Source organism: Johannesbaptistia floridana (genome assembly GCF_057440575.1).
The window spans coordinates 1-17,289 of sequence record NZ_JALKVM010000166.1 but is presented as its reverse complement, the minus strand read 5'-3'; the positions used below and the strand labels follow the sequence as shown (position 1 = coordinate 17,289).

The 17,289-nt window shown below is 37.8% G+C and carries 11 protein-coding genes and 1 pseudogene; all 12 read left to right on the top strand.

Annotated elements, in window-relative coordinates:
* Positions 1-1,147, top strand: a 1,147-nt coding sequence (locus MW688_RS11300; RefSeq protein ID WP_486736081.1) for a four-carbon acid sugar kinase family protein, incomplete at its 5' end; no start/stop codon positions are given.
* A gap of 58 nt (positions 1,148-1,205) precedes the next feature.
* Positions 1,206-2,030, top strand: coding sequence for a septum site-determining protein MinC (gene minC, locus MW688_RS11295; protein WP_486736080.1), 825 nt, complete (start codon positions 1,206-1,208; stop codon positions 2,028-2,030).
* Between the two features lie 7 nt (positions 2,031-2,037).
* Positions 2,038-2,835 carry a septum site-determining protein MinD gene (gene minD, locus MW688_RS11290; protein WP_486736079.1) on the top strand — a complete coding sequence of 266 codons (798 nt, stop codon included), beginning with the start codon at positions 2,038-2,040 and terminating at the stop codon, positions 2,833-2,835.
* Positions 2,836-2,866: 31 nt separating this feature from the next.
* A complete protein-coding gene (gene minE, locus MW688_RS11285) occupies positions 2,867-3,166 on the top strand; it encodes a cell division topological specificity factor MinE (protein WP_486736078.1) in 300 nt (99 codons plus the stop codon).
* Positions 3,167-3,266: 100 nt separating this feature from the next.
* Positions 3,267-3,488 carry a hypothetical protein gene (locus MW688_RS11280; protein ID WP_486736076.1) on the top strand — a complete coding sequence of 74 codons (222 nt, stop codon included), beginning with the start codon at positions 3,267-3,269 and terminating at the stop codon, positions 3,486-3,488.
* Between the two features lie 105 nt (positions 3,489-3,593).
* Positions 3,594-6,626, top strand: coding sequence for a phosphoenolpyruvate carboxylase (ppc, locus tag MW688_RS11275; protein WP_486736075.1), 3,033 nt, complete (start codon positions 3,594-3,596; stop codon positions 6,624-6,626).
* 471 nt (positions 6,627-7,097) lie between these two features.
* Positions 7,098-7,466, top strand: coding sequence for a slr1601 family putative cell division protein (locus MW688_RS11270; protein WP_486736074.1), 369 nt, complete (start codon positions 7,098-7,100; stop codon positions 7,464-7,466).
* 444 nt (positions 7,467-7,910) lie between these two features.
* Positions 7,911-9,836, top strand: a complete 1,926-nt coding sequence (dxs, locus tag MW688_RS11265; RefSeq protein ID WP_486736073.1) for a 1-deoxy-D-xylulose-5-phosphate synthase — start codon at positions 7,911-7,913, stop codon at positions 9,834-9,836.
* A gap of 651 nt (positions 9,837-10,487) precedes the next feature.
* Positions 10,488-11,987, top strand: a complete 1,500-nt coding sequence (xrtO, locus tag MW688_RS11260; protein WP_486736072.1) for an exosortase O — start codon at positions 10,488-10,490, stop codon at positions 11,985-11,987.
* 41 nt (positions 11,988-12,028) lie between these two features.
* Positions 12,029-14,683 carry a TIGR02921 family PEP-CTERM protein gene (locus MW688_RS11255; protein ID WP_486736071.1) on the top strand — a complete coding sequence of 885 codons (2,655 nt, stop codon included), beginning with the start codon at positions 12,029-12,031 and terminating at the stop codon, positions 14,681-14,683.
* A gap of 448 nt (positions 14,684-15,131) precedes the next feature.
* A complete protein-coding gene (locus tag MW688_RS11250) occupies positions 15,132-16,619 on the top strand; it encodes a GTP-binding protein (protein ID WP_486736070.1) in 1,488 nt (495 codons plus the stop codon).
* A 285-nt stretch (positions 16,620-16,904) separates the two neighbouring features.
* A pseudogene (locus MW688_RS11245) lies at positions 16,905-17,018 on the top strand (tetratricopeptide repeat protein); the annotation flags it as partial.
* Between the last annotated feature and the right edge of the window lie 271 nt (positions 17,019-17,289).

Here is a 17,289-nt window from a genome sequence, read left to right as displayed (position 1 = left end):
AGAAAAAGCAGCTAGTCTGACAAAAGAAGTATGTAAACAGCTCAAAAGTGCGATCGCCAAAGTAGGATGTGAAGATTTCTTAGTAGTGAGTCGTTCAGATTCTACATTAAGAGGACACTACCCCATAGAAACAGATGTAATTGCCGCCGAGTTAGGAGGTTTTGACGCTCATTTCCTAGTGCCTGCTTTCTTTGAAGGAGGCAGAATCACCAGAGATAGTATCCACTACCTCCTAGTCAATGGCAGAGAAACTCCAGTCCATGAAACAGAATTTGCCAGGGATTCAGTATTCGGCTACAGTCACAGTTACTTACCAGATTATGTAGCAGAAAAAACCCAAGGGGAGATACCAGCAGAAAAAGTAACCAGATTTTTACTATCAGATATCCGCAACGGTACCCAAGAAAAACTCAAGGAACTACATAATAACCAGTGTGTAGCAGTAGATGCTGAAACCCAAACAGATTTAGATAAGTTCGCTGAAGATATTCTAGCAGTAGGTTCACAAGGAAAAAGATTTCTCTTTCGTAGTGCCGCTAGTCTCCTGACATCTCTTGCTCAATTACCACCTCAACCAATTGCACCAGAGGCGATGAGTGAATATAAACCCACAGATAAACCAGGAGTAATATTAGTAGGTTCTCATGTACGTAAAACCACAGAACAATTAGAAAGACTACTAGAAGAACCAGAGATAGTGGGAATATTAGTAGATGTAGTCAGACTCAAAGAAAACCCTGATAGCCGCAGTTTAATTTTTCAAGAAATTCTTCAGAAAGTAGAACAAGTGCATCAAGCAGGAAAAACACCAGTAATTTATACTAGTAGAGAAGAAATTGTTTTTAACAGTATAGATGAACGTCTTACCTTTGGAGGCGTGGTTTCTTCCTTACTTATGGAAATAGTACAAAATTTGCCAAGATCAATCAGCTTTATAATAAGTAAAGGAGGTATTACTTCTAACGATGTTTTAAGCCAAGGACTTAACCTAAATTCAGCCCGTCTACTAGGTCAAATTATCCCCGGTTGTTCAATAGTGAGAACTGCGGCTAATCATCCTCAATTTCCTAACTTACCAGTAGTTTTATTTCCTGGGAATGTAGGAGACTCCCATGGCTTAACTACTGTTTATCATCGTTTAAAATAAACTACTAATTTTTAGTAGATTTTTTGACCTTCAGGGCTAATAATAGAGAAAAATTAACATGAAATCATCTGAAGTTTCTAGCTCTGCGTCTATGTCTCTAGTAGATTTTAATTCAAAAATAAGATTGAAACGTGTGGGGGATAAATTATTTATATATTTACCTCAAAACTCTGAATTCGATTTAGAGTTAAACTGGACAGAATTGTGTAATGATTTAAGTGAAAGTTTGCATCTGCAAGGAAATGAAGGAAAATGGTCGCCAGACACAGTAGTTTATCTAATTGCCAAAAATCAATTGGTTGATGGCAGAAAACTACAAAAGTTAGCTACAACCCTAGGGGAAGTAGAACTGAAATTGACATGGGTCTCCACTAGTAGACGCCAAACTGCTGTAGCAGCAGCAACAGGCGGCTACTGTGTTGAACAAAAATCCACCGAAGCACCTTTGACAGGCAAGCAAGCTCTAAAAAACTCTCTACCTTTAGCGGAACCTTTATACATACAATCAACTATTCGCTCAGGAAAAGAAATACGCCACCCAGGTACAGTAATTATTACAGGAGATATTAATCCAGGCGGCACAATCATCGCTCAAGGTAATATCTTAATCTGGGGAAGATTAAGAGGAATAGCTCACGCAGGGGCCCAAGGCGATCGCCAATGTTGTATAATGTCCTTAAAAATGGAACCTACTCAGTTAAGAATCGCTGATTTAGTGGCAAGGGCCCCAGATAATCAAGCCTCGGAATCAGAGCCAGAAGTTGCTTATATTAACAAACAAGGAATATGTATTTCTCAAGCAATTAATTTTGCTAAAGCTCATTATTTCTCCCAAGAAGAGCAAGCTTGGCTAGATTCTCAAACACAAATCATAGATTACTGAAAATAATATGACTAGAATCATTGTAACTACATCTGGAAAAGGCGGCGTTGGTAAAACTACAATTACGGCTAACTTGGGTATGGCTTTGGCAAGCTTAGGGCGTAAAGTGATTCTTGTTGACGCAGATTTCGGTCTGCGCAATTTAGATTTGATATTAGGTTTAGAAAATCGCATTGTTTATACAGCAATGGATGTGATCGAAAATCAATGCCGTATTGAACAAGCTTTAGTCAAAGACAAACGTAAAACTAACCTGTTTCTCTTAGCAGCAGCCCAAAATCGCACCAAAGACGCCGTCAAACCAGAAAAAATGCGAGAACTAATCAATGAATTGTCAAGTAGGGCTGATTATATTTTCGTAGATTGTCCGGCAGGTATAGAAGCAGGATTTCAAAACGCAATCATTGCAGCCAAAGAAGCTTTAATTGTTACTACTCCAGAAGTGGCTTCCGTGCGAGATGCAGACAGGGTAATAGGTTTGCTCGATGCTCAAGGAATCAAAACTATTCGACTAGTTATCAACCGGATTAAACCAGAAATGGTTCAAATCAGTGAGATGATGACACCAGAAGACATCATGGAAATTTTAGCAATTCCTTTAATCGGCCTCATACCTGATGATGAACGTATTATTATTTCTAGCAATCGGGGTGAACCTCTGATTCTTAGCCCTAAGAATTCTTTACCAAAAATTGCTATTAACAATATTGCTCGTCGTCTAGAAGGAGAAAAAGTTCCCTTTTTAGACTTGATGGCTATGCACGATAATTTGATTAATCGTCTTCGTCGTTTCTTCAAAGCATAAGTGAAACCCATAAGTAAAACCCCGAACTATTATGAATCCCCTAAAAAAAGTAATTCAACATTTATCTCCAGGAAGTTTCTCTATAAGTAGTAGAACTGCTGCTAAAAATCGTCTAAAATTAGTCATAGCACACGATCGCTCCGGGCTAACTCCAGAAATGATGGAGTCTATGCGTAGAGACATCATAAAAGTGCTCGCTCGCTATGTAGAAATTGATACCGATGAAATGGATTTTTCTATAGAAAATGATCAAAGGATAACTTCTTTGATGGCTAACTTACCAATTCGCCGAGTTAAACTAGTCTCGGAATGGGCTAATCAGGAAAATTAAATTAACATTAATTAGCAACGCAACTTGTTTCAAAACTTGTTAATGTCAAAATTTCTTGACATTGTGAATAGATTTTGTGATTAAAACGAGAGATAATAAAATGTCAGAAGAATCAAAATATTCAAGCCAATCATCAAAAATAATTTTGAGTATCTTAAGTACCCCATTTCTACTAACTATAATAGCTATAGAAAACTTAGAAAAGTCTTTGATAGATATGGGTAAAGCATCAGAGGAGGTATTTAGGGGAGAACGCCTACCAATTCTCAATTCACCAAGAAATAGAACAAAGAACACCATAAATCAACAGCATAATACATAAATATCGTCAACAGGTGCCATAATTTTAAGTGTGATAGGTTTGAAGACATAAAACCCGGTCTGAAAGCTAAAAAATGTAAATATATAGATATATTAAGTAAAAAATATGAGTTCAGTTATTCGTTCATCCACATCAACTTCAGAAGTAAACATTATCTCTACATCTGAACTGTCTCTGCAACACCGACTAAAGCTAATAGAAGAAATTTGGCAATCAGTATTAGAATCAGAGTGCGGCAAAAAACTAGTTAATCTTCTCAATAAACTCCGCTCAATGTGCTCACCGGAGGGAAAAACGACAGAAGTATCAGAATCCTCAGTGCATCAACTAATTGAGAAACTAGAAATAAATGACGCTCTCAAGGCAGCTCGCGCTTTTGCATTGTATTTTCAACTAATAAATATAGTAGAACAACACTACGAACAAAGAGATCAGCAAATGCTGAGACAGACACTTCACCAAGATTTACCCAATCAAGGTAATGGAGAGCAATCCAAAAACAGAGAAAAAAATCAGAATATCTCAAGATCTAGCCATTATTTGGGAGAAAAAAGTTTTTTTAGCGAAAACCTAGCTAAAGCAGTAAAAACAGGCAACTTTCATCGACTATTTCCCTATCTCAAAAAAATGAACGTACCTCCCCAAACAATAGAACAACTTCTATCAGACTTAGATATAAGATTGGTATTCACCGCACACCCTACAGAAATTGTGCGCCAAACAATTCGCAAAAAACAACGACGAATTGCCAAAATTTTAAAACAATTAGACCAAGCAGAAGAAGCTTTAACAGGAATAGGCATAAGTGAATCCTGGGAAAGTGCAAGAGCAAAAGCAGAATTAACTGAAGAAATTCGTCTATGGTGGAGGACAGACGAGCTACATCAATTTAAACCCACAGTATTAGATGAAGTGGACTATGCCCTACACTACTTTGAAGAAGTACTTTTTGATGTAATTCCTGAACTTTCCCAAAGATTAAAACAAGCAACGGAAAAATACTTTCCCCAATTATCTACAGCTAATAGTAACTTTTGTAAATTTGGTTCATGGGTAGGAGGAGATCGGGACGGCAACCCTTTTGTAACACCAGAGATAACTTGGAAAACAGCCTGTTATCACCGCAACTTAGTACTAAACAAGTATTTAAACGCAATTCACCGACTAGACGACATCCTCAGCCTTTCCTTACACTGGACAAGCGTACTACCAGAGCTCCTAGACGCTTTAGAACAAGACAGTCTAACCATGCCGGAAATCTACGAAAGTTTAGCAATTCGTTACCGTCACGAACCCTATCGGTTAAAATTAGCATATATTGCTAAACGCCTACAAAATACAGCTAAGAGAAATGAGCGATTAGCTAACTTAGAAGAATGGACAAAATTAACTAATCTCGAAAGCAAGAATATTTATAAATCCAAAACCGAGTTTTTAGAAGAATTAAAACTAATTCAACAAAGCTTAGAAAATACAGGAATTAGCTGCCAAGAACTAAACAACCTAATTAGTCAAGTAGAAATATACGGCTTTCATCTCACAGAACTAGACTTCCGTCAAGAATCTTCCCGTCACTCAGAGGCGATCGAAGAAATAGCCAGCTATTTGCAAATTCTCAGTCAACCCTACAATCAACTCAGTGAAGCAGAAAAAACAGCTTGGTTAGTTTCAGAATTACAGAGCCGTCGCCCTCTAATTCCCAAAGAAATGCCATTTTCTGATAAAACAAAAGAAACTGTTGAAACTTTGCAGATTCTTAAAAAACTACAAAAGGAATTTGACAAAGATATCTGTCAAACCTACATTATTAGTATGAGTAATGATGTAAGTGATGTACTAGAAGTACTACTCCTAGCTAAAGAAGCAGGAATTTATGACCCAGTTAATTGTTCAGGAAACCTACGGATTGTTCCCCTCTTTGAAACAGTAGATGACCTAAAACGAGCTCCAGAAGTGATGACTAATTTATTTTCTCTGACTCTCTACCGTCAATATTTAGCAGGAGGAACAGCAGAAAACGGACTAGAACCACTAGACCTTCAAGAGGTGATGCTAGGTTACTCTGACAGTAACAAAGACTCTGGATTCTTAAGTAGTAATTGGGAAATTCATAAAGCTCAAAAAGCGCTGCAAAAAGTAGCTGAACAATTTAATATCAAACTACGTCTTTTCCACGGCCGAGGTGGTTCCGTAGGGAGAGGAGGAGGTCCTGCTTATGCCGCGATTATGGCCCAACCAACTAGTACCATCAAAGGACGAATTAAGATTACCGAACAAGGAGAAGTGTTAGCTTCTAAATACTCTCTACCAGAACTAGCTTTATATAATCTAGAAAGCGTTGCTAGTGCAGTAATTCAAGCAAGTTTATTAGGTTCGGGATTCGACGATATTCAACCCTGGAACGAAATTATGGAAGAATTAGCCAGCCGCTCTCGTTCTGTGTATCGTGGTTTAATCTATGAAGAACCAGACTTTCTTGATTTCTTTATGTCAGTCACTCCTATTCAAGAAATTAGTCAATTACAAATTAGTTCTCGTCCCGCAAGACGCAAAGGAGGAAAAAAAGACCTGAGTAATCTTAGAGCAATTCCCTGGGTCTTTAGTTGGACCCAAAGTCGCTTTCTTCTTCCTGCATGGTACGGAGTTGGCACAGCTTTAGAAGAATTTATTCAGGAAGAACCAGAGGAAAATCTCAAGTTATTGCGCTACTTCTACTTGAAATGGCCGTTTTTCCAAATGGTGATTTCTAAGGTAGAAATGACTCTGTCTAAAGTAGATTTAGAAATGGCCCATCATTTTGTCTGTGAATTATCAAATCCTGCCGATAGTTCCCGTTTCCAAAATCTTTATGACCGGATTTCTCAAGAATATTATCGTACTTGTGCGATAGTTTTGAGCATTACTCAAAATGAACGTCTTCTTGATGCAGACCCAGAATTACAACGTTCAGTACAGTTGCGCAATGGTACTATTGTGCCTCTCGGTTTCTTACAAGTGTCTCTGTTAAAACGTCTTCGTCAATATACTAATCAAGAACAGTCAGGTTTAGTTCATTTCCGCTACTCCAAAGACGAGTTACTCAGAGGTGCCTTGTTGACTATCAATGGAATTGCCGCAGGCATGAGAAATACAGGTTGAAGAAATTAAAGCTACTGAATTGACTGTGAAAATTTAGGAGCTGGCAATACTCATAGAAAGGTGTTTGACAAGAGAAAGGAATGGAACCCAGTAACAACCTCACTTTTGTCTATTTGTATTGCCCTATCAACTAGTAATAAATTGAAGTAAAAAAACTGCTGTATTTAAACCTTGACAAAAGAGCCTAGATATAGTAATGTGACCTCGGATATTAATCAAGAAAATATCTGCAAGTTAAGTTTTTTACAATTAGCTCTTAATGGCATGAGGATAAAAGCTAGGTAAAATTGAACTCCTTGTCTAGTAGTAATGACGGGTATGGTAACTCGTTGTGATTTATGACAATAACTCCGATTAACTAAGAAATTAAGCTACTAGATGGTTAGACTAAAGTCTTGGGTAGCGGAAATATTTGCTTATTAATCAGGAATTAACTAGAAAACTTGAGCAACATTGACGACAATAAAGATTATGAATGCTTATCAACCACTCCCTTCTCCCGAACCCAAAAACAATAAAAGAAAAAAAAGAGCTTATGATAGCCAAAGTAAAGCTAAAAGAATTTTAGCCGCAGAACTAAGTCTTAAGTTAACTATTAATAGTGTTATAGTTTTAGCAACGTTACTGAGCTTATATAAACTTTTACCCTATTATCTGTCGCAACAAAGTAAATTAAAAGAAGTAAGAAATGAAATCAAAGATACTCAAAACCGAGTAGACCAACTAACAGAAGAATTTACCTATTACTTTGACAGTAAACAATCCCAGATGTTGATCAAAAAATATAGTCCTAAGATAGATGAAAGAGAAATAGTAATATTTTGGCGCGAAGACGAATAAGTTGATAAACAAAGCAATTTGATCTATATTAAATATATCGCTCAACAGCTCACTAAAGGTAATAACTTGGGGTTGTAAATGGGAAAGCCGTTCTTGGTAACAAGTCGGTTCTCTACAGAAGCTATGAGCCGAAGGGCATCTTCTGTAAAGAGGGCAACTGGCATAGCCCGCGATTTACCTGTTCAATTAACTTTAGATTTGGTGGTTGCTAGTCAACATAAGCTAATCTTTGGTCCTACTTCAGGTGAGTCCGAATAATTACAATTTGCTCCGTTTTCTTACGGTTTAAAGATGTCAGGGACAAAACCTATCGCCTTGATATAAGACTAGCTGTTTTTTTTCAAGCAGAAAGCAGTCAATTGGGTAGGAAGCCAAGGCTATAATTGTAGATTTGACCTTGGTAGTTCACAGTGTATATAAGTAGACTCAATAAAAAAAGCCGATATGCATCTAAGTGAAATTACTCACCCCAACCAATTACATGGTTTGTCGATTCGGCAACTAGAAAACATCGCGCGACAAATCAGAGAAAAACATTTACAAACAGTATCAACCAGTGGAGGACATCTAGGACCTGGACTAGGCGTTGTAGAATTAACCATAGGACTTTATCATACCCTAGACTTAGAAGTAGATAAAGTAGTGTGGGACGTTGGTCATCAAGCCTATCCTCATAAAATGCTCACAGGCAGATACAATCAATTCCACACGCTACGTCAAAAAGATGGAATAGCAGGGTATCTGAAGCGTTGTGAAAATAAATTTGACCATTTTGGTGCAGGACACGCCTCTACAAGCATTTCTGCCGCCCTAGGTATGGCTTTAGCCAGAGATGCCCAAGGAGAAGAATATAAAGTAGTGGCGATAATTGGCGATGGAGCTTTAACTGGTGGAATGGCATTAGAAGCCATAAATCACGCAGGACATCTACCAAATACAAACTTGATGGTAGTGTTAAATGATAACGAAATGTCAATTTCTCCTAATGTAGGAGCAATTTCACGCTATCTTAATAAAGTTCGACTCAGTGAACCTATTCAATTTATTTCAGATAATTTAGAAGAACAATTTAAACATCTGCCATTTTTTGGGGAATCTCTAACCCCTGAAATGGAAAGATTCAAAGAAGGTATGAAAAGATTAGCAGTGCCCAAAGTAGGTGCTGTGATTGAAGAATTAGGTTTTACTTATTTTGGTCCTGTAGATGGTCATAATTTACCAGAACTAATTCACACCTTTAAACAAGCCCATCGGGTAAAAGGTCCTGTATTAGTTCATGTAGCCACTGTAAAAGGCAAAGGTTATGAACTAGCAGAACAAGACCAAGTAGGTTACCACGCCCAAAGCCCCTTTGATTTATCCACAGGTAAAGCCATACCATCTAGTAAACCAAAACCACCTAGTTATGCCAAGGTTTTTGGACATACTCTGACTAAACTAGCTGAAAGCAATCCCAAAATTATCGGCATCACCGCCGCCATGGCCACAGGTACTGGTTTAGACAAGCTACACTCTAAATTACCTAAACAGTATATAGATGTAGGCATTGCCGAGCAACACGCAGTAACTTTAGCCGCAGGTTTAGCCTGTGAAGGGATGCACCCAGTTGTAGCAATTTACTCAACCTTTTTACAACGGGCTTACGACCAAATTATTCATGATGTCTGTATTCAGAATCTTCCAGTATTTTTCTGCTTAGACCGTGCCGGAATTGTCGGTGCCGATGGCCCCACTCACCAAGGAATGTATGATATTGCTTACCTGCGTTGTATCCCCAATATGGTGATTATGGCGCCAAAAGATGAAGCCGAGTTACAGGAAATGCTAGTTACTGGCGTTAACTATACTGAAGGACCAATTGCGATGCGTTATCCTCGGGGTAGCGGTTTTGGTGTTCCTTTGATGGAAGAAGGTTGGCAAGCTATTCCTATTGGTAAAGCAGAAGTGCTGCGTACAGGGGAAGATATCCTATTATTGGGTTATGGTTCCATGGTGAATACAGCTATGCAAACAGCAGAAATACTCGGTGAACACGGAATTGAAGCCACTGTAATTAATGCTCGTTTTGTTAAACCCCTAGATACAGAATTAATTCTACCTTTGGCAAAACGTATAGGCAAAGTAGCAACTATCGAAGAAGGCTGTGTTATGGGCGGTTTTGGTTCCGCTGTAAGTGAAGCCCTGATGGATAATAATGTGCTAGTACCCCTAAAACGTTTTGGTATTCCCGATAAATTGGTAGACCATGCTCAACCAGATGAAGCAAAAGCGGCCATAGGCTTAACTAGTTCTCAAATCGCTCAAGAAATTACCGCGGCTTTTTTCCAAGAAAAGCAAGCTACTGAGATTGGGGATAAAATTCATAAATAGTTGACAAGGGATAATTCAAAAGCCTCTCACTACTGTTAAATCTCTTTTTTAAGTAGCGGCTTTATCAATAAACCTATTCATTTAAGTCAAAAAGGCTTGTTTGAATAGGTTTACTATTATATAGGGCTTGCTTAATAAATCTTAAACTTTGATTTTTTCTGAATTTAATACTAAATCCTGTTATCAAAACTTATTTATTTTTCTATCTCTTCTAAAGCACAGAAAGCCTTTCGCTCCCTGCTTTGGTGCTCAGAAGTTTCTTGATAAATATCATTTCATTATTAAATCTAATATAAGCGGGTTTTCTCTTCAAAAAAGAGCAAAACCTTATTGCGTATTATATAATAATATTTATATTCTTTGAGCACCTAAAAAAAGTTACTAATATGTTAAGCTCAAGATAAAAAATTGACGAGAAAGATTATCTTTATCTCAAATGTGAACAGAAAACTCCCGTTAAATCTCTCCCGAGATTAACGAGGCAACAGTCACATTAATTCTTCATTATTCAATTGCGGGGTCCCACCGAGAGAGATGATTAGACGGAAACACATAAGCCTAAAGTCAATTAAGAAGTAGTTTATTTTGAAAGAAGAATTAAATAGTATTTCGTTTGTATATACTTAAGCTGGAGAGAAGTGAAATTTAATTATGGCAAAATTTAATATAATACAGAGTGGTAATCGATTCAGTAACTCCTTTTTAAGCATAATAGCCATCGCTCTAGCTTGGTTAGTTTTAAACAGAACGACTTTAAACTGGTATCTTATCACTTTACAACAAGCGTCCTTAGTGAGTTTATGTATTCTAGCAGGGGGAATCGTGTTACTGGTAGTTCAAGGGCTGAGGTATTGCCAAGAGTTTTATGTAGAGCCAAATCTTGAATTACGTCCTACACCGATAATCTTGTTATTTAGTTGTGCGATTGGTTCGATAGCGGCTCACTGGTGTTTAGATATCGACCAAATTCCAGGATTACTATTTATTATAGGAACTTATGCAATTTTAGGATTGTTTATAAAACCAAAGCAATGGCAACAGGGTTTACCAGTAGGGATAGCCATCGCTCTAATTTTACCTTTTTGTGTTCAATTTCAAGTGGGCATAGGATATACCCTACGTTCTTTAACTGCCCATTTTGTGGAAACAATCTTACACATTGGAGAAATTAAGGCGATTTCCTCAGAAGATATTATTATCTTAGAAAACAGTATTAGCCGTGTCGATTTACCTTGTAGTGGTTTAAAAAGTTTATGGACTGGCACAATATTTTTAGTAGTAGCAACAGCAGTAGAAAACCGAGTCATCAATAGCCGATGGCTAGGAATTTGTGTAATAAATTGGGTACTCCTATTTCTGGCTAATGCCAATAGAGTGTTAATTTTAGTCTTGCTACAGGGAGTTTTGGAACAGCCCTTGTGGGCAAAAATGTTGCATACAACGATAGGAGGATTGGCTTTTGCTATTGTATGTTTGATAACTTTACTGTTACTGCGTTGGTTAGTTCCCAAACAATCACCAATACCTTTAGTAGCTACAGAAACTGAGACAAATTCTCCAAAGGTTAAGTATAAATTAGCCCATAGTCTCATTTTAGGCTGTTTAATCAGCTTAATGATTATTCCCACAGCTCCTGTTAAAACTTTATCCCCAGAAACCTTAGAGTTAGAGTTTCCCTCTACAGTAATTGCTGAACCCTTAGCTTTAGGTAGCTTTGAAGAAAAGTTTTTTGCTAAGTATCCTGAAGCAAAGGCGCAAAAGCATAGATTTGAGTATAAGAATCTTACGGGTTCAATCCTATTGGTAGGTAGTTATACTTGGCAAGCTCAACATGCTCCAGAAAACTGCTTTATTAATCGTTTTTACATCGACGAGATGAAACGCTATCAACTGATTCCTGGGGTTACAGGACGTTGGCTATCCCTAGACCATGGGTCCCAATCAGCGGTATATTGGCTACAATCTTCACAGGGCACCACAGACGATTTTTTAATAAGATTTTGGCAAGGAATGACCAATCACCAGCCCATGTGGATTATGACTTCTATATTGTTTGATTCTCCTCAAACTCCAGAGGATTTATCTGTACAAAAATTGATCGCAGAACTTCACAACACTATTGATATGACTTTGTTAAAAACACAAAGCTAAAAGCAGTTAATTAATTAATTAATTTAGGAGTCTAACTGACAATGATATTCCCCATATTCTTCTGGAGTTTTAATGTTTGCTTGTTGCTAATTGTATGGTTTGGCTTTGTTCCATTTCTAGCACCTGATTTTATAGCAGATACAATAGCAGGAAATCTTCCTTGGAATTTTTTAGTCGCCTTTGTGGGATTAGTAAGTGTCCCAACTACCACTATTTCTACACGATTGATTCCTCGACATCGTCGAAAAATATCTTTATCTCAGGTATTCTTGGGTATTGAAGCACCCTTATTGATTGTGTGTTTTATCAGAGTATTTCTGGTGCAAGATTTAACTCCTCCTATAATCCTGATGATGTTGACTATTTTTGTAGGGGGTTTCAGTTTTAGCCATTGGATGCTTCAGCCTCAATCTCCAACCAATTATGTGTATAGCTGGATACATTTAGTAACTCATAGCCTGATGTTTAGTTTGTCAGTCTATTTTTTCAGTATATTTATTTTTTTCTTACCAATTCTATTAGTCTTTACTTATTTTATTTTTTTCGCGCCAATTTTCTGGCCATTTTTGGTCATACCCTTGACGCTAATAATTATGTTCATAGGTATGCCCATAGTTTATTTCCAGGCGATGAAAAAAACCGTCAAGACTTTGGTAAACCAATATAATCGCAAATGGGTGCGGGGTTTAATACTTGGGGTAATTGCTATTTGGATTAGCTTATTTATCCTGTTGTCGCAACAACCTCAAGTTCAAACCTGGCAATTATTAGAGAATCCTCCCAAGACTACTTCATCTAGACAAGAGTTGTTAGAAAAATCTAATATGATTCGTAAGGGTTTGTTAAATTCTTATTTGGCTGAATATCGCTACGGTTGGATCGATAATAACTCAATTCACGATATATATACTATCTTTTTGGAGCTAGGGGAAGATTTGGGCGATAACTTGCAATCTGCTTTTGATTTTCTAATTTATCCCCTAAGTTATCATGGTGACTGGAACGATAAAGAAGAGGCAGCTAATTTATACTCATTAGTTTTCGACCAACCAATTCTTAGAGGTGAACACAAGGCGGTTCACAAAGCTATCTCTTCTACTTGGGATCGTGGTGGCGCTAAAGCAGGCTTAGACGATATTAATCAAGAAAGAGTTTTGTTAGAAAGCCAAGATATCACTGTCAAATCCCACCAGAATTGGGCAGAGGTGGAAATTCATGAGGTTTACCAAAACCAAACTGCTAATTTAGAAGAAATATTGTATTATTTCTCCTTACCAGAAAGTGCAGCTATCACTGGACTGTGGCTAGGAGAATCTGGAGATCGTGCAACTCGTTTTCCCTTCCGAATTTCATATCGGGGAGCGGCACAGCAAGTCTATCAAGAGCAAGTGCGTCGTTCTGTAGATCCGGCTCTTTTAGAACAGGTTGGTCCCCGTAATTATCGTCTTCGCGCCTTCCCTATACCCCGTCGCAATCAGGGCAAAATGCACCTGTGGCTGACGTACAAGGTATTGGAAAATGAAGGAAAATGGCCGATACCTCAGTTGGCAGAAAAACGTAATATTTTTTGGAATGAAATTACTCAACGCACTGTAAATGGCAGTCCCTATCCCAGTAGTGACCAATGGATTCCCTCTCTCTCGGCAGACGTAACTCAATCCCCTGTTTATCATACTGTTTTTCCTGACGGAACTTTACTAAAAGCAACTCCCATAACTCCTCAGCAGTATCAACTTCCTCAAAATCAGCGTTTAGCAGTGATTGTTGATGGAACTTACAGTATGAACCAACACCGCCAACAAGTCCAGGAAACTCTATCTTGGTTAGCTAAAAACGTTCAAAAAGATAATAAACTTGACCTGTACTTAACTTCTTTGCCTCCCGTATCACCTCAAAGATGGGATGATTTATCGGGATTTGATAGTAAAGAACTTCTATTCTACGGCACTATGCAACCTAGTCAAATGTTGGAGCAATTTTTATCCCTTCAAGGAGATAGTCAGTATGACGGAATTCTCTTTCTTACTGATTCAGGTAGCTATGAATTAACATCCGATAAAACCGAGGCTTTAACTATTTCTGCACCCCTATGGTTTATTCACCTAGGAGGAATGCAAATGGCCTATGATGATGCTACCTTACAGGCAATTCAGTCTAGTGGCGGTAGTGCAGTAGAAGATGTTCAAACGGCAATTTACCGTATGGGTACTCAAATTCCTCCATTCTCCCTTAGTTCTTCTGAAACCTTAAGTGACATTGTTGATGGCTATGCTTGGACTGTACAAGAGCCAACAAAAAATACTCAATCAGCTCCCAAGCAAATTACACCAACAGGATTTGACGCGATCGCCGCTCGTCAATTTGTTCAACATTTAATTAGTACTACAAAACTACATACTACTCTTGAACTTGAGGGGATTCATGAAATTGCTAAAAACTATGGTATTGTTACTCCCTATTCATCGATGATTGTTTTAGTAAATGATCAACAACACCGAAGACTTGATGATTTAGAATCTAGAGAAGATCGTTTTGATCGCGAAGTTGAAGATCAACAATTGCCTTCTCCTTCTAGTATAAACGTCTCAGGTGTTCCTGAACCAGATGAATGGATCTTGATTATTGTGGGTACAATAGTTTTGCTTGGATTATCCGGGAAAAAACTGATAAATCTGACTGGGTCACAACAAGGTTAAAATGAAGGCAGATGTTAGGTTTTACTCATATCTTGCACTCCTAAAAAAGTACTAAATAGGCCAACAGGCGAAAGGGGGGAGAGGGGGAGAAAGATGGTTTTTAAGTATTTGCATCAATATCTCATAATATAACTGATTAAACGGACTTGATATTACTCATTACTTCAAAACTCATTACTTCAAAACTCATTACTCAACCACCACGAGTAACATTAGGTAAAGATGCAAGATCTGAGTTTTAGGGGTTAGGTTTTTTAAAACTGACTTTCAATCTCATCTGCGCGGTCATCAAATTCACTAGCTTCTTACCCAGGTTTTTAGTACAAATGCACTGGGTGATAGGCTTTTTTTCCCTTGTTTTGCAGCTAAAAATGTTAAAATATTTAAAACCACAATCTATAGTAACTGTAAAAAATATTAACTAATTTTTGCCCTTTCTTCTCTAACCATGACAAAATATAATTCCCGAGAGCAAAATGATTTTCTAGACGATAGTTTATTTGAGAGAAATTCAGAAGAGTTAGACAAAATACTCAGCAGCTTTGGCGCTATCCAAGAAGAATTAAACCATAAACGGGCACAGGAAGTTTTACAGTCTTTGGTAGCTAATTTAGATTTAAATGAAAAAGAAAAAATAGGACTAGAAACAGAAGTAGATAACTTAAGTAATATGCTGGCTAAATTAGAGCAGTCAGTGGTACAAATAGCCGCTTTTGGTATGGTAGGAAGAGGAAAATCTTCTATACTTAATGCTCTTTTGGGAGAAGAAGTTTTTATAACAGGTCCTCTACATGGTGTAACCAAAAAAGCTACCTCCCAACGTTGGCACTTAAATCAAGAAAATTTAGCCGAAAGTGACCAGGAAATTCAAACTCTTACTATTCCCGGTGTAGGTGAATCTTCAATAGAATTGATTGATACTCCAGGAATTGATGAAGTGAATGGCGAAACTAGAGAAGCTTTAGCTAGAGACATAGCTAAAAGGGTAGATTTAATTCTTTTGATTATTGCTGGGGATTTAACTAAGGTAGAATATCAAGCCTTGTGCGAGTTGAGAGAGTATGGTAAACCCATACTTCTGGTGTTTAACAAAATTGACCAGTATCCAGAAGCCGATGCTTTAGCTATTTATCATAAAATTCGTGATGACAGGGTTAAAGAATTGCTATCACCGGAGGAAATAGTGATGGTGGCAGCATCTCCCCTGGTAGTAGAAGCAATACCAGATAGCCAAGGAAAACTAAAGCTACAACGACGCCGAGGGAGTCCCCAAATTGATGATCTAAAATTAAAAATATTGGAAATATTGGCTAAAGAAGGAAAGTCCCTGGTAGCTATTAATACTATGCTTTACGCTGATCAAGTAAATGAAAAAATTATAGAGCGTAAGTTGTTAATTAGAGAAGAAGCAGCCAATGAATTGATTTGGAAAGGAGTAATGACTAAGGCAAGTGCGATCGCCCTCAACCCAGTCACTGTTTTAGACTTGTTTACAGGAGGAGTGGTAGATGTAGTAATGATTATCGGTCTTTCTCGTCTCTACGGTATCCCCATGACTCATACCGCCGCTGTAGGTTTATTACAGAAAATTGCCATCAGTTTAGGGGGAATTAGTGCCAGTGAGTTATTAGCTACCTTCGGTTTGAGTTCCCTCAAAGGCTTGTTAGGCTTAGCAGCTCCCGGGTCTGGAGGTATGTCTTTAGCGCCATATATTTCAGTAGCCTTGACTCAAGGATCTGTGGCGGGCTTATCTACCTATGCGATCGCTCAAGTTACCAAAACCTATTTAGTAAATGGTGCCGCATGGGGACCAGAAGGCCCGAAAACTGTAGTGCAAAATATTTTGAGTTCCCTAGATGAAGCATCTATTCTTAATCGTATTAAGTATGAATTGAGAGCAAAATTAGGAAGAAAATATCCTAAGACTAGATTTTAATTAATAGATTATAAATATAATTATAGCAATGAGCGTTGTAGTGTTAACAATATTTATATTTACAGATCCCCCCTTCCCCCCCTTAACAAGGGGGGCTTTTCATGATAACTGTAAACATCTATTTGGTCATTGCTATAATTTGTATATATGAGTAGAGATGAGCTACTGAAGATTTTAGAAAGTATCCCAGTAAGTCAGTTTAAGAAATTAGTATTTAGTTTAGACGCTCCTAAACAATATTTGCCAGGTGAGAATACACCTAATCTCTAAGATAGCCAAGGGAGATACAGCGAAGCCGAACCTCTCTTCACCCAAGCTTTAGAGATAGCTGAACGAACTTTAGGCATAAATCATCCTACTACCCAAATTATTCGTAACAATCTAGATGACATATTTTAATTTGATAGTTAAACAATGTGATTTGATGATGTTGTGGTGCGTTACACGCACGTTAACGCACCCTACTATAGTTGAGTAATGAGTCTTGAAGTAATGAGTAATGAGTAAAAGAATTAATAATTAAAAGGACATGATATAAGTTTCTGAAGACGAGATAATTAATGGTGCGTTACACGCACGTTAACGCACCCTACACGTGCTAGTAGGGGCGCAAGGCTTGCGCCCACACCAAACTTGCGCCCACACCAAACTTGCGCCCACACCAAACTTG

Excerpts from the sequence above, each read along its gene's own strand:
- MW688_RS11270 (WP_486736074.1), top strand. The coding sequence starts at position 7,098 with ATGAATGCTTATCAACCACTCCCTTCTCCCGAACCCAAAAACAATAAA.
- MW688_RS11280 (WP_486736076.1), top strand. The coding sequence starts at position 3,267 with ATGTCAGAAGAATCAAAATATTCAAGCCAATCATCAAAAATAATTTTG.
- minC (WP_486736080.1), top strand. The coding sequence starts at position 1,206 with ATGAAATCATCTGAAGTTTCTAGCTCTGCGTCTATGTCTCTAGTAGAT.
- xrtO (WP_486736072.1), top strand. The coding sequence starts at position 10,488 with ATGGCAAAATTTAATATAATACAGAGTGGTAATCGATTCAGTAACTCC.
- MW688_RS11250 (WP_486736070.1), top strand. The coding sequence starts at position 15,132 with ATGACAAAATATAATTCCCGAGAGCAAAATGATTTTCTAGACGATAGT.
- minD (WP_486736079.1), top strand. The coding sequence starts at position 2,038 with ATGACTAGAATCATTGTAACTACATCTGGAAAAGGCGGCGTTGGTAAA.
- MW688_RS11255 (WP_486736071.1), top strand. The coding sequence starts at position 12,029 with ATGATATTCCCCATATTCTTCTGGAGTTTTAATGTTTGCTTGTTGCTA.
- ppc (WP_486736075.1), top strand. The coding sequence starts at position 3,594 with ATGAGTTCAGTTATTCGTTCATCCACATCAACTTCAGAAGTAAACATT.
- dxs (WP_486736073.1), top strand. The coding sequence starts at position 7,911 with ATGCATCTAAGTGAAATTACTCACCCCAACCAATTACATGGTTTGTCG.
- minE (WP_486736078.1), top strand. The coding sequence starts at position 2,867 with ATGAATCCCCTAAAAAAAGTAATTCAACATTTATCTCCAGGAAGTTTC.